We start from the raw sequence: 12,713 nt of genomic DNA, 5'->3' as shown, positions 1-12,713 counted from the left end.
TTATTAACACCTACGCTTGGAGGGAAAGCATACGATCATGACCAAGAAAAATCTCAAGAAGAAACCATTCCTGAAAAACATTATGGTCACAGCCATTTGCGCTGCGATCGGATTCTCAGCTACCGCAGCCGTCCAAACACCGTCGGCGCATGCCGCTACGCCCGCGGCTCTAAGTCTCATCAGCTCGGGCACCCAATTCCTTGGTGTTCCTTACCGTTTCGGCGCGCCGGCAGGCGTTACATACGCATTTGATTGTTCGTCTTTTATTCAATATGTGTTTAAAGCCAGCGGCATCAAGCTTCCCCGCACCTCGGTCGCGCAAGCGACGGCAGGGAAGAAAGTGGCAAAGGGCTATCTCAGTACAGGCGATCTTGTATTCTTCAATACGGGAGGCGCCGGAATCAGCCATGTTGCGATCTACGCGGGCAACGGCAAAATCCTGCACAGCTCGAGCACCAAAGGGGTCACCATTGCGAGCATGAACACAACCTATTGGCAGAGCAAATACGTTACCGCACGACGTGTGCTGTAACTTCAGTATTACGTAGAACCCGATCCGTGCAGCGTTTGCACGGACCGGGTATTTTTGTTGTTGCCGGCTCTCCCGCCTCCTCCCTGCTCCGGCTCACTGGCGTAATTTTGTAGAGGAATCCTGAAACATTCATCGAACTACTCTAAGAGCCCTCGTTATAGCACCAGGATGAAGTCAATACGAGTAAAGGATGGAGAGCATGCCTGTTAATCTTGCGTATTTTCTGTTTTTCTACGTTTTTATCTATATGAGCAATGCGGTATACGGTACGTTCATTCCGCTGTACTTTCAACATGTCGGATTCTCGCAGTCGCAGATCGGAACGCTGCTCAGTCTCGGTCCGCTGATTGCCATTCTCGCCCAGCCGGTCTGGGGTACGCTGAGCGACCGGGCCAGAACCAAGAACAGCATCCTGCTGCTGCTGATCGCCGGAAGCGGAATATCCATGCTGCTGTATCCGTTGTCCAATCACTTCGTTTATCTTCTGATCATGATCTGTCTGTTTACCTTTTTTCAGACCTCGATTTTTGCTGTCAGCGACGCTGTGACGCTGGAGGTTCTGGACAAGCGCAAGCGGGGCAATTACAGCCATATCCGGTTGGGCGGAACAGTCGGTTATGCGATCATGTCCATCCTGTTCGGTCTCATCGCGCAGAAGCGCATTGACCTGATGTTCGGCATATACGCTGCCATTCTAGCAGTCTGCTTTTTGCTGGTTCTGCGTTTTCCCGCAATCGAGGGACATCAATCCAAAGGGAGGAAAATGAGGGTTTGGGTGCTGTTAAAAAACCGGAAGCTTGTGGTTTATATGGCCGCCAATTTTGTTCTTCAGATCACTCTCGGTTATTATTATGGATTCTTTCCCCTTTATTTCAAGGAATTGGGAGGCAGCAGCGCATGGCTGGGATGGTCGATGGTGATCTCTTCGCTTAGCGAGATTCCGTTCCTGCTTCTGTCGAATCGAATCTTCAAGCATGTCAAGATTCCTTATATATTGATGGGGGCCGGAGCTGCTGCCGCACTGCGCTGGTATCTGTTCTCCGTCATTCAGAATCCATACTGGACCCTGCCGGTTCAGGTTCTGCATGGATTGATCTTTATCGTGTTGTCCGTGACCATGGTAACCGTCATTAACAAGGAAGTGCCGAATGAGCTGAAAGCAAGCGGTCAAACATTTAACGGCCTGCTCAGCCTGGGAATTGCCCGGATCATAGGAAGCATTGCGGGAGGCGTTGCCAGCGAAGCCTTCGGCATGCGCAGCGTGTTCTTCTATAATTTCATTGTCGCGCTGGTCTGCATCGTCGTATTCTCCGCTGTCTTCTGGCTGCAGGGCAATCGGGAGAAAGCCAGTATCGGCGCAGGCTCCTGAACGTAAGGATCAGCAAGCCAGCCGATTAAGGCGCAGCTGATCCTTATGTCTTCAGGCATACAAAGAACGGTCTTCTTCGCATCCATGCGAACGAAGGCCGTTCTTTGTTTCGTTCGATGAATGCTGTGCGGATGTGCTGGGGATTATCAGGCGGGCTGTTGCGCTGGGCATGCAGGAAGGCAGCCTGGCTTTATTTAATATGGATTAAACCGGATTTATTGGTATTGTTTTCTTGCTGATCATTGTTCTGATGAACCCGATTGAGGAACACATTCATCAACAAGGGAAGGGAAATAAGAATGGGCGGATCGTCCAGACGGGGAACGTGGAGCATGACTTGCTGATGGGGGACGATCGTATTGGGGCCGACGAATATAGGCTTCTTCGAGCGGGTTCGCAGCGTAGCTTGTGGAAGAAGAAGATCAACCCCCTGCGTTCCCCAGGAAATCGTAGTTGCCATCAAATAATAGGTTCCCGGCTTGACTCCGGTAAAGCAGAAGCCCCCTAGTGAAGGCAGCACGGTTCCGTACAGCGGGAATCCTTCCGGAATAGGCTTGGCAAACAAGCCGATCAAAATGATGCCCTCAAATGGAATCTCCGCTTGAATGGACCCTTCTACCCGGTCATGCCGATCGGAAACAAGCTGCGCCGTCTGCCAATCTTTAAGCTTTTCCAGGGAATTAAAATGGCTGTTCGCCTGCTGCGTCGAGTTGCGGAAATCGGACGGTGTCATGCCTACCTTCTCGGTAAAACGGGTGGTAAAGGTTCCCAGGCTTTGCTGTCCAATCTCCAGACCGATGTCGCGTATGCTCAAATTTGTGCGCAGCAGCAGATCCTTGGCCTTCTGAAGCCGGAGCGAGGAGACATAATATAAGGGCGGCAGACCGATTCTTTCCTTGAAAATGCGTGTGAAATGATAAGGACTGTAAGCTATACGGTCGGCCAATAAGGAAAGCGGAAGCGGATCATAGATGTTCTGATGTATAAATGCGATCACCTCGTCTATTTCTGCGTACCGGTCCATTGCCATACCTGCATCTTCCTTCCGTTATTTATCCATCCCCTTGATCGGAACATTTGTTCTCATTAAATGATAACACATATTTTATTCCCTGGGAACTGTCTATTTTTAGTTTAATTGTAAAAAATGGAGGAGGCAATGGCATACTGCCTTAACCTTTCTCCAACTGTTGAACATGTATCCGGCTTCCGCTTACATGTATCCAAAATGTAAAATCAGCCGGTAAACTCTGTCAAAGAAGCTATGGCCTCTGTTCTTTTGCTACAATAATAGATGACAGACAACCCGATCATTTACTTCGGCACCCCGAAGGGTCCCCCCGCGAGGCGCCGAAATGAAGGAGTGCAGCATAAATGCTTAAGCAAAAGATTCTTGTCGTAGAGGATGAGGAGGCCATCGCGGAGCTGCTTGTCTATGCCCTGGAGAGAGAAGGATTCTCCGTCATGCGCGCAAGCACCGGGAATGAAGCGGAATCGCTGGGCCGGTCCGGCCGGCCGGATCTGATCCTGCTTGATCTGATGCTTCCCGACGGGAGCGGATTCGAATTATGCAAGATCGCAGCGAAGGAGGATTGGAATATCCCCATCATCATGCTGACCGCGAAATCCGATATGGTGGACAAGATCCTGGGAATGGAGCTCGGAGCCGACGATTACATTACGAAGCCCTTTGACGTGCGCGAAGTCATTGTGCGGATCAAAGCAATCTTTCGCAGAATCGGGCTTGTTATCAAGCAATCCCAGAGCAATGCAGCGGAACGCCTCGCCATCGGCGGACAAATTGAAATCGCCAGAAGGCAGCGGAAAGCGTGGAAGAACGACGAGGAGACCGATCTGAAGAACAAAGAATTTGATCTGCTGCTGTTTCTCGCCGATAACCGCGGCATCGTATTCACGCGTCCGCAGCTGCTGGATCAGGTTTGGGGATTCGATTTTGCCGGCGATACCCGTACCGTCGACATTCATGTCCAGCGGCTGCGCAAGAAGCTTGACGACGGCGACGGGAATTCTGTAATCGAAACCGTGTTCGGCGTAGGGTACCGGATGCCATGAGCAGCACCGGCGGAATCCGGTTTCCCATCCGGCATAAGCTCCTGTTGTCTTTCACCGTCGTTATATTCGCCGGCTTGTCCGCCCTGCTCCTTGTATCTGTGAGAATCACGGAGCAGAATGTCTCGGGCATCATCAATCAGGACATGATTCAGGCCAACAAGACGATCGAGCTTTATGTCAAACAGTATTTTCTGACCCGAAATATCGCAATGGATCAGGACTCTATCCGCTTCGAAGCGGATGGTCTTGTCAAGGAGCTGAGCGCTGCCGTCGGCAGCCCGATATCGGTGTACGATCCCGCAGGCAAGGGTTTATCCGATCTGAACGCGGACTTGATGCCTGCAACCAACGACTTCGCCGAGTCCCTGCATGGCAAAATCGCCTATTCCCTGCGGCAATCCGGCACGGAAACCACTGTCCGTCTGTCAAGTCCCGTAGAGTCCGGCGGTAAATTGATCGGCGTTATCCATATGGTAAAGGATTACTCGGGCTTGTATGATTTTACAAGCCGCTTCCTGTCGACCGTAAGATGGTTTGCCGTCGGAATTTTCCTGCTTGTCTTCCTGACCGCCGCCGTGCTCGCAGCCCGGATCACGAAGCCATTGGGCAAGCTTGCGCGCAGTCTAGAGCGTGTTTCCGAAGGGATCTATGAGACTGCACCCCCAGCCCTCAGCCGCGATGAGATTGGCGATTTATCCCGTTCATTTATGATCATGGTCAAGCAGATCAAAGCGCAAATCGCCATTATTGAGCGGGAACGGGATACGCTGCAGGAAACCCAGGCGATGAGCAAAACCTTTTTCGATAATGTAACCCATGAACTGAAGACGCCTCTTACGACGATCCGCGGCTATGCGCAAATCATGATGGAGAACGGATTTACGGATCCCGTTTTCTTTAACAAGGGCATGAAATATATTCTGGACGAAAGCCAGAGGCTGAACGACAAGGTCGTGCAGATCATTGAATTTTCGACTGCCGCTGCGGAAGGTTTTGATTACCGGCTGGAGGAGGTCGACTTGTCCAATCTGGTTAGGGACGTCTGCGAGGACATGAGGGTCAAAGCCAGAAAATACGGGATCCGAATTGATTGCGCCGATGAGCCGGATCTTCACCTTATCGGCGATGAGGTCAAATTGCGGGAAATGCTCATTAATGTGGTGGATAACGCGGTCAAATATGGAGGCGTCAACACGACCATTCATGTTGCCGCCGAACATGCGGCGGATAACCGGATCCGCATACAGGTCGAGGATCAGGGGCCAGGCATTGCCGAAGAGCATCTTCATCGTCTGTTCGATCCGTTCTATCGTGTTGCGGGCACCAAAAAAGAAGAACGCGGAAGCGCCGGCCTTGGCCTTGCGATCGTCAAGACGATCGCGGAACGTCATAACGGGCATGTAACCATCGACAGTCAGCTTCATCAAGGTTCGACAGTCACGATTGAATTGGGAGGTCATGATCATGAGTGAACGCAGCCGCGCACCTTTCTTCCGAATGATGGCGCTGGCCGTTCTGATGGCCGTCATCATTGCAGCTTTTCTCGGTGTCGGGGAGCTTGCCCTACGGACGATTGACGGCGACAAGACGGTCGTGCTGGACCCTTCGCTGTTTCAGGAAGCCGCCGGCGGAGGCCTGCGTATCGATACCATCATCAAACGCCATGTAGACAGCCCCATGAAGGAGGCCAAGCTGCTGGACGGGGATCAGATATTGTTCCACGCTTCCGGAAGCGGAGAAACGAATGTTGACCCGACCGCACTTGCCGTCTATAGCATCGACAACAACCAGATCCGCGATATCGTCCATAATCAGCCGATTCTATCCAGCAGCTTGTCCCCTGATCGGACCAGACTTATTTACAGCACTGTCCAGGGCGGCAAAGACATCATTACCGTCTGGTATGATCTTGTGAACGACAAGACCATCGACATCTGGAATGGATACTCGTATTGGGCGACTTTGCTGAACGATAACCGGTATATTGATTTATCTGGATACGGATATAAATCAGAAATCAGAATGTATGATTTAAAAACAGGACCAAAAAAGTATAAAACAATTGCCATGATAAACGACTCTATTTATGCAAAATATGCCCAATCGATTGTCAAATCGATTGAATACCAAAAGAAGATGGCAGCCAAAACAATAAAGCCAATGCTGTCCCCCAGTGGCCATTATCTCTCCACACAGCTGATGATCACATCGGGTCTCTCGGCCATTCATACCATTAACCTGGACGATGATTCGGCATCTGATACGGTTGAGATGGAAATTTATGATTTTACAACGCTCCGGGACGGCAGACTGTTCATATCCGGCCGTATCGACGGTGTCGAGGGACTCTATCTCGCTTCCGGCTCTGACGCTCCCGTTCTGCTGAAGGAAGGCGTGTTCAGCAATCTGGCGGCAAGTCCGCAGATGGATGCCGTTTCCTATCTCACCCGCACAGGGGATGAGCGTCCGAAGCTATTGGCCGGAAAACTGGACGACAATCGGCTGACCTCCGAAATTACCGTGTATGGCGATCCCGGCTATGTCGGGCTGCTGCAGTGGAGCAGCGATGGCAAAGCGTTGATCTGTACCGCAGAAGGCCTTGAAGGGACGGAGGTTTACAAGTTTCAATTCGCTTCCTGATCCCTCGCCTGCCGGCTTCCTACAATCTCACCCTGCTGCCTTCCTGAATCGGCTCGCTGCTCTCAATAATGATTTGCTCCTGGTCGAACAACCCGCTCACAGCGGTTTGAAACTCATTGGAATCGGTGACCTTAACGGACCTGCGCGCTGCGTAAAAGGCGTTCCCGAGCGGCCCCTGCCGTTCTTCAACCACATAGACATACGCTCCCAAGCTGTCCTCCCGGATGGCCTGGCTTGGAACGAGCTGCGAATCATCATCCTGGCTGGATTGTGAAATATCAACCTGAATCCGCTCGCCTCCATGAAGAGACTTGTCCTGAACCTTGATCACGAGCTGGTTTGCCGCAGCGGGCGTCTGCGTTTCTCCGGAAGCGTTCTGGCCGCCATTATCCGGCACGACGGTGTCTTTAATTTCAGCGATGCTGCCCTGGATGGCCCGGTTGTCATCTTCAGAGAGCTTCGCCTCAAGCTTATCTCCAAGCTTGAGCCCGTATGCAATACCGGCGGGCACCTGCAGTTCGAATTGGAAGCCAAGACCGGTGTTGGAGAGTCGGATATCCGGTCCTGCAGGAGACCCGGACAGGCCTTCCATGGCGTTGACATGAGTTACGATCCCGTCGAATGGCGCGAGCAGCTGCTGATTTTCCCCTATGGTCTTCTGCAGCGCTTCCAGATGCTGCTCCTGTGTAGCGATATCGATTTGGGCGCTCTCCAAGGCGTTTTGAGCATTCAGCTTGGCCGCCTGATCTTCACTTTGAGCAGCCTGAATATAGTTAAACTGCAGCATGCTGACGGATAGCTTCAGCTTCTCCATGGCGGCCTGCGCATCCTCAAGCTGGCTCTGGGCATCGCTGCTGTCATAGTTGACGAGCGCCTGGCCTTTATGAACCGCATCGCCTTCCTTCACCAGCACCTTGCTTACCTTCCAGCCCGCCGGGTTCTGCAGATCCGCCTCCTGTACAGGCCGGACGGTTGCATTGCCCTGATACGTATGGGCCAGATTTCCCGCCGCAGCCTGTCCGGTTATCACCTTGGGCAGCGTCAGGTTCATCAGCGTGTTGCTGTACAGGGTAACGGCGATGAGCATGCCGAAAAACAGTATGGCGATCAACCGGATCCTGCGTTTGCGGGCCGCAAGCTTTTGTTCGTCAGTCTGATTGTCCACTTCCATCACTCCTAAGATTCTGCACGAAAATCGTGATCCAATCTTTTATCCTTTAATTCCAGACAGCTGCACACCTTGAATAAAATAGGATTCGGCATACATAAACAGCAGAACCATCGGCGTCATATACAGCACGGATGCGGCGAATCCCACACCCCGCGCATTCTGGTTAATCTGCGCCAGATACAGCGAAAGCGGCTGTTTATCCAAATCCTGCAGAAATATGATCGGCTGCTCGACCATATTCCAGTAATCGACAAACAGGAGAACCGTCAATGCGGCAAGTCCCGGCTGAACAAGCGGAAGAATAATCCGGATGAAGATGGTCAGATGCCCGGCTCCGTCCATTTTGGCCGCCTCCATGTAAGAATAGGGAATATGCGTCATAAACTGGCGCAGCATGAATACCCCGAATGCGCTGAATATTCCCGGCAGTATTATCGCAGCTGTTGTATTCAATAATCCCAGCTTCTCCACCACCATATAATTCGGAACCAGCGTGACCTGAAACGGCATGAGCATTGTCATCAGATAGACCAGAAACAGCTTGTCCCTTCCCTTGAAGCGCAGCTTGGCAAAGGCATAGGCGGCCAAAGATGCGATGATCGTCTGTCCGGCGATAATCGGCACGACCATGCCTGCCGAATTCCAGAACATTTTCATAAATTTCGGATTCTGGATCAGCACCTGCGAGTACTGCTCGAATGAAAGCCAATCCGGAAGGATCTTCAAATTCACGAAGAGGTCCTTCCCTCCCGCCGCCGCGTCCATCATCTTGCCGATTAAATCATAATTCCGGCCGATCTCCTGTTCGGTCATGAGCGAATTTGTAAAGGTAAGAAGGATCGGCGCCACCGTTGCCACGGCTATGATCCCAAGCAGAAGAGTCAGCGCCAAACGGGGCAGCCACTGTGGTTTTATCATAGGCCCTCCCTCATCTACTCCATAAATTCCCGGAATCGGCGCTCTATCGAGAGCAGCACCGTCACCAGCAGGACGATGCATCCCACCATGAGCGCGGCGGCTGCGGTCAGGCGCTGGATATCCAGTGTAAAAAACATATTGTTCATATAATGCTGCAGCATATAGATGCGGTCGTAGGGATAATCGCCTGCGAGCAGGTAGGTCTCCCGGAACACCTTGAAGGAATTGATAATCGAGATTAATAATACGAAGAACAGGGTCGGCGTCAAATAAACGAGCGTAATATGAAACAGCTGCCTCACCTTGCCTGCCCCTTCAATGCGGGCGGTCTCGTAGTAATCCTGCGGGATCGACTGCAGCCCGGCCAGAAACAAGATCATATCGTAGCCGATATTTTTCCAGATATACATAATCACCAGCACCACCATGGACCCGTCCGATTTCAGCCAATCGATCCGTCCCCAGTGAAGACCGTTCATCCAGGCATTCAGGCTTCCGTTCCAGTCGAACAGGATCTGCCAGATCATAACGACGGAAGCAACCGGCACAACCAGCGGCAGAATAAAGGCGGTCTGCAGCCAGTTGCGCAGCCAGACGCGCTGATTGAGCAGCACAGCCAGAATCAGGGACAGCGCGAGAAGAAGCGGAACGCTTACGCCCGTGAATAGAAGCGTATTGCCCGCCGCTTTGCGGAACGAGCCGCTGGCAAGCAGCTCTTTGTAGTTGTCGAAGCCGACAAAAGAACCGCCGATCGTCTGGTCTGTGAATGAATAATAGATGCCAATGGCAAACGGGATCACGAAGAATACGGCAAACCCGGCCAGACTGGGAGCCAGAAACAGAAGCGCGGCCATCCCGTCCCTGCGCAGCAAACGGGGAAGCCGGAGCCTATTCATCGGGCTCCCCATCCGACATCGCAGCCGCACTGGCAGCCGAGATGAACTTCTTGATGCACGCTTTCTTCATAATGTCGCCTCCTTCTTATCGTTGATTTGGCCGCCTGCAGCTTATTCATTCAGATACAGCACAACCTTGTTCTGAATCAGCTTGGCGACATCCTCCGCCGACTTCTGACCGCTGAAGAAGGCTTGGCATTCTTCTGTGACAATCTCGTCAATTCTGGATGGTTTCCCGAGAGCGTGCACCGCCCCCGTCACATTGGCATCCAGCTGATCAAGCCGTTTCAGCATCGTACTGTCGGGTTTAAGCGCAGCACTATCCGCCGGGCCATTCTTGTAGGCTTGAACTCCCTCGTCCCGGAGCTGCTCGATTTGTTTGTCGTATGCGCTTTTGTTGATGGGAAAACCGCTGCTAACCGAGGTATTGCCGGGATTCGAATCGGCTTCCTCGGACAAGAGGAAATGGATGAAATCCCAGGCTGCCTTCTTGACGGGCGAGCTTGCGCTGATACCGAAGGTCTGACGGGCTCTAAAATAGCCTCCATCTCCCATTTCCTGCGCATGCGGCTTGGTATAAAACTTCGCCTGTGAGGCATAAGCCTCCAATACGTACAGATAATCCACCGGTGACTGAATCTGAGCTTCTTCGAAGTATGTTTTTTTAATATGTGTACGGCCGGCGGCAAGCGCATCATAGACCACGCCTTCGTCGAACATGGCCTTGACCTGCTTCATTAATCCGGTAAATGATGCCGAATCGAAGCTCGCCCGGCCATTCGCTTCATCCACGAACAGGCCGTAGTTCTCGGAAACCATCTCGGTCAGCATATAATCCGGGGAACTGCCGAATGCATGCTCATACCCGCCTTTTATGGTTAATTGCTTCGCCATTCCGGCAAATTCGCTCCATGACCAGTTCTGGTCGTTCACCTGCTCGCCGGCCTTCACCAGCGCGCCCTTATCACCGACCAATCCGATGAGAAAGAAAGATAAGGGCATGGCGTAAAGACCTCCATTAGTCAGCGAGTTATCCAGGATATTAGTGAAATAGTCGTCCTTCTTGAACGTTGGATCCTGCTGCATCAAGTCGCTCAGATTCACCAGCAGGTTCCGTTTCACATATTTATCCGTGGGCAGCAGATCCATTTCAATCAGGTCAGGTCCTTTGCCGGCAAGCATGGCCGTGTTCGCAGCGGCAACGAATTTCTCTTGATCTGCCAGCTGCTTATCGGGATCATTGACATCGGCTTGTGCGACCTGCAGATCGATCTCGATACAGGGATGGAGCGCTTCATATTTCTTCACGGCTGTTTGGATCTGCTCATTCCGGCTGTAGGTTGAGAGCACAAGCTTCGCCTTTCCACTCTGCTCCGCCATTGGAGGTTCGTCCGCTTCCCGCTTCGTCTGTTCGCTTACAACCGTCAGCATCCCCGTTCCCTGAGGCGGAGTTGGCCCCTCTATACCGGAATTTCCGCTGCTGCAGGCAGCAGGAATGAATAGAACAAGGCAGCTTACGATCCATAATCCTTTTAGGTTCATAACGCCCTTCTCCTCCTTGTCCAGATCAAGGCTTTCTCTTGCGACCTGCTAAATGTAAAACATAGATGTTAAAATAACTTCTCCGATTTATGTACAAATTGTATCCAAACTCAAATGCTCGGAAATAAACGATGGTCGAGCTGGATTCTCTCCGGGCAATAAAAAATCCGAAAGACTGGCGCTTCACGAGCAAAGCGGCATTCTTCCGGATTCATGACGGGATTTCGTTTGTAAATGAGTTTAGGAACAGCCAGGCATCAGGATATCCGAACGAGCACCCTTCCCCTTGTTTGCGATTTCAGAATATCCGTCAGCGCTTGAGGCAGCTCGTTCAGCGTTATTTCCCGGTCCACGAGCTGCTCGAGCACGGCGGGCTTCAAATCCGTCCCCATCCGCTCCCAGAGCTTCTCACGAATGTCCGCGGGGCACAATACCGAATCTATTCCAAGCAAATTCACGCCCCGCAGAATAAAAGGGAGCACAGTGGTCGGAACAGCCGTCCCTCCCGTCAGTCCGCTAGCGGCGACCGAACCGCCGTAAGCAATATGGCTCAAAACAGCGGCCAGTGAGCTCCCCCCCACCGGGTCTACGGCAGCCTGCCACAGCTGCTTGTCCATCGGCTTGATGCTGCCTCCGCTGTATACCGCATCCCTGTGAATAACCTCGCTTGCGCCAATGGATTTCAAATAATCCGTCTCGGCAGCCTTGCCGGAGCTTGCGGCAACCTGATAGCCCAAAGCGCTCAGCATGGCAATAGCCGAGCCGCCGACTCCGCCGGTCGCGCCGGTTACCAGCACCTTGCCCTTCTCCGGGGACATGCCATTCTCCTCCAGCCGTTGAATGGATAGCGCCGCTGTGAAGCCGGCGGTCCCAAAGATCATGGCCTCCCGCAAAGAAAGGCCCTCCGGCAGCGGAATGGCCCATTCTGCCGGGATACGCGCGTATTGGCTGAATCCGCCATAATGGGAAACGCCGATCCCGTAACCGGTTGCCAGCACAGGTTGTCCCTCATGAAACCTCCCATCCGCAGAGGACACAACATGCCCTGCCAAATCAATGCCGGGAATAAAAGGATACGATTTTACGACTTTTCCATCCGGGGTACCGGCAAGGCCGTCTTTATAATTCACACTGGAATAAGATACCCTGATCAGAACATCCCCTGGAGGCAAATCCTCCATTGATACCTGCTTTACCGCGACTGTGAAGGCTGCCTCATTCTCCACAAGCAGTGCCTGAAACCGTTCCGACATCCTAAAGCCCTCCTTGCTTGATCATGCGACCGTACAATCGCAATCATCCGTTATGGACCACAGGACCAGTATAGTCGATAAATGACATCTTTCACATGCTGTTGTGCAAGATTTTAGCGGGTTAAATAATAAATCAGATAACCAAGAAACACCAAGGCAGCGACGATCAGATTGGACCACCCCATTACGCGGGATATCAGCTGTTCTCTCGCCATGCCGTCCGATTGATAAATCTTCCGGTCCACACCAAGCATGAATATTCCCGAAATCAAAAATAAACTGACGAAATAGGCAGCATGATGGATGTTCAGCATGTCGC

Annotated in this window: 12 protein-coding genes; 5 read left to right on the top strand and 7 right to left on the bottom strand. The window is 52.1% G+C overall.

Annotation, left to right across the window (positions count from 1 at the left end; genetic code table 11):
* Positions 1–37 precede the first annotated feature (37 nt).
* The gene (locus AC0YOB_RS02700; RefSeq protein WP_210043918.1) at positions 38–532 is read left to right on the top strand and encodes a C40 family peptidase; all 495 of its coding nucleotides are present in this window, start codon (positions 38–40) and stop codon (positions 530–532) included.
* Positions 533–731: 199 nt separating this feature from the next.
* On the top strand, positions 732–1,901 hold the full coding sequence (locus AC0YOB_RS02695) for an MFS transporter (protein WP_210043919.1): 1,170 nt from the start codon (positions 732–734) through the stop codon (positions 1,899–1,901).
* Positions 1,902–2,091: 190 nt separating this feature from the next.
* On the opposite strand, the gene AC0YOB_RS02690 is transcribed toward AC0YOB_RS02695, so the two are convergent.
* On the bottom strand, positions 2,092–2,925 hold the full coding sequence (locus AC0YOB_RS02690) for a helix-turn-helix domain-containing protein (RefSeq protein ID WP_475792291.1): 834 nt from the start codon (positions 2,923–2,925) through the stop codon (positions 2,092–2,094).
* A 350-nt stretch (positions 2,926–3,275) separates the two neighbouring features.
* Here AC0YOB_RS02690 and AC0YOB_RS02685 point away from each other — a divergent pair, with 350 nt between their 5' ends.
* Genes AC0YOB_RS02685 through AC0YOB_RS02675 form a run of 3 tightly spaced genes read left to right on the top strand, consistent with a single transcriptional unit; the run spans position 3,276 to position 6,614 of the window.
* Positions 3,276–3,974 carry a response regulator transcription factor gene (locus tag AC0YOB_RS02685; protein ID WP_475791433.1) on the top strand — a complete coding sequence of 233 codons (699 nt, stop codon included), beginning with the start codon at positions 3,276–3,278 and terminating at the stop codon, positions 3,972–3,974.
* Positions 3,971–5,446 carry a sensor histidine kinase gene (locus tag AC0YOB_RS02680; protein WP_475791432.1) on the top strand — a complete coding sequence of 492 codons (1,476 nt, stop codon included), beginning with the start codon at positions 3,971–3,973 and terminating at the stop codon, positions 5,444–5,446. The genes AC0YOB_RS02685 and AC0YOB_RS02680 overlap by 4 nt, the downstream gene beginning before the upstream one ends.
* Positions 5,439–6,614: a TolB-like translocation protein gene (locus tag AC0YOB_RS02675; protein WP_475791431.1), complete on the top strand. Its 1,176-nt coding sequence runs from the start codon at positions 5,439–5,441 to the stop codon at positions 6,612–6,614. The genes AC0YOB_RS02680 and AC0YOB_RS02675 overlap by 8 nt, the downstream gene beginning before the upstream one ends.
* A 19-nt stretch (positions 6,615–6,633) precedes the next feature.
* On the opposite strand, the gene AC0YOB_RS02670 is transcribed toward AC0YOB_RS02675, so the two are convergent.
* The 6 genes from AC0YOB_RS02670 to AC0YOB_RS02645 form a co-directional block, all read right to left on the bottom strand.
* Positions 6,634–7,779, bottom strand: coding sequence for an efflux RND transporter periplasmic adaptor subunit (locus AC0YOB_RS02670; RefSeq protein WP_475791430.1), 1,146 nt, complete (start codon positions 7,777–7,779; stop codon positions 6,634–6,636).
* Between the two features lie 45 nt (positions 7,780–7,824).
* Entirely contained in the window at positions 7,825–8,703 is an 879-nt protein-coding gene (locus tag AC0YOB_RS02665; protein ID WP_475791429.1) for a carbohydrate ABC transporter permease, read from the bottom strand.
* Between the two features lie 14 nt (positions 8,704–8,717).
* The gene (locus AC0YOB_RS02660) at positions 8,718–9,599 is read right to left on the bottom strand and encodes a carbohydrate ABC transporter permease (protein WP_475791428.1); all 882 of its coding nucleotides are present in this window, start codon (positions 9,597–9,599) and stop codon (positions 8,718–8,720) included.
* 111 nt (positions 9,600–9,710) lie between these two features.
* Positions 9,711–11,141 (bottom strand): ABC transporter substrate-binding protein, encoded by a 1,431-nt coding sequence (locus AC0YOB_RS02655; protein ID WP_475791427.1) that lies wholly within the window; start codon positions 11,139–11,141, stop codon positions 9,711–9,713.
* 257 nt (positions 11,142–11,398) lie between these two features.
* Positions 11,399–12,394, bottom strand: coding sequence for an acrylyl-CoA reductase family protein (locus AC0YOB_RS02650; RefSeq protein WP_475791426.1), 996 nt, complete (start codon positions 12,392–12,394; stop codon positions 11,399–11,401).
* A 113-nt stretch (positions 12,395–12,507) separates the two neighbouring features.
* The gene (locus AC0YOB_RS02645; RefSeq protein WP_475791425.1) at positions 12,508–12,708 is read right to left on the bottom strand and encodes a CLC_0170 family protein; all 201 of its coding nucleotides are present in this window, start codon (positions 12,706–12,708) and stop codon (positions 12,508–12,510) included.
* Between the last annotated feature and the right edge of the window lie 5 nt (positions 12,709–12,713).

Source organism: Paenibacillus sp. JT31N17 (assembly GCF_056269255.1).
This window is presented reverse-complemented; position numbering and strand designations above follow the sequence as displayed.

Bases quoted from the DNA above. Each gene is read 5' to 3' on its own strand.
- AC0YOB_RS02700 (WP_210043918.1), top strand. From the start codon at position 38: ATGACCAAGAAAAATCTCAAGAAGAAACCATTCCTGAAAAACATTATG.
- AC0YOB_RS02695 (WP_210043919.1), top strand. From the start codon at position 732: ATGCCTGTTAATCTTGCGTATTTTCTGTTTTTCTACGTTTTTATCTAT.
- AC0YOB_RS02690 (WP_475792291.1), bottom strand. From the start codon at position 2,925: ATGGACCGGTACGCAGAAATAGACGAGGTGATCGCATTTATACATCAG.
- AC0YOB_RS02685 (WP_475791433.1), top strand. From the start codon at position 3,276: ATGCTTAAGCAAAAGATTCTTGTCGTAGAGGATGAGGAGGCCATCGCG.
- AC0YOB_RS02680 (WP_475791432.1), top strand. From the start codon at position 3,971: ATGAGCAGCACCGGCGGAATCCGGTTTCCCATCCGGCATAAGCTCCTG.
- AC0YOB_RS02675 (WP_475791431.1), top strand. From the start codon at position 5,439: ATGAGTGAACGCAGCCGCGCACCTTTCTTCCGAATGATGGCGCTGGCC.
- AC0YOB_RS02665 (WP_475791429.1), bottom strand. From the start codon at position 8,703: ATGATAAAACCACAGTGGCTGCCCCGTTTGGCGCTGACTCTTCTGCTT.
- AC0YOB_RS02660 (WP_475791428.1), bottom strand. From the start codon at position 9,599: ATGAATAGGCTCCGGCTTCCCCGTTTGCTGCGCAGGGACGGGATGGCC.
- AC0YOB_RS02655 (WP_475791427.1), bottom strand. From the start codon at position 11,141: ATGAACCTAAAAGGATTATGGATCGTAAGCTGCCTTGTTCTATTCATT.
- AC0YOB_RS02650 (WP_475791426.1), bottom strand. From the start codon at position 12,394: ATGTCGGAACGGTTTCAGGCACTGCTTGTGGAGAATGAGGCAGCCTTC.
- AC0YOB_RS02645 (WP_475791425.1), bottom strand. From the start codon at position 12,708: ATGCTGAACATCCATCATGCTGCCTATTTCGTCAGTTTATTTTTGATT.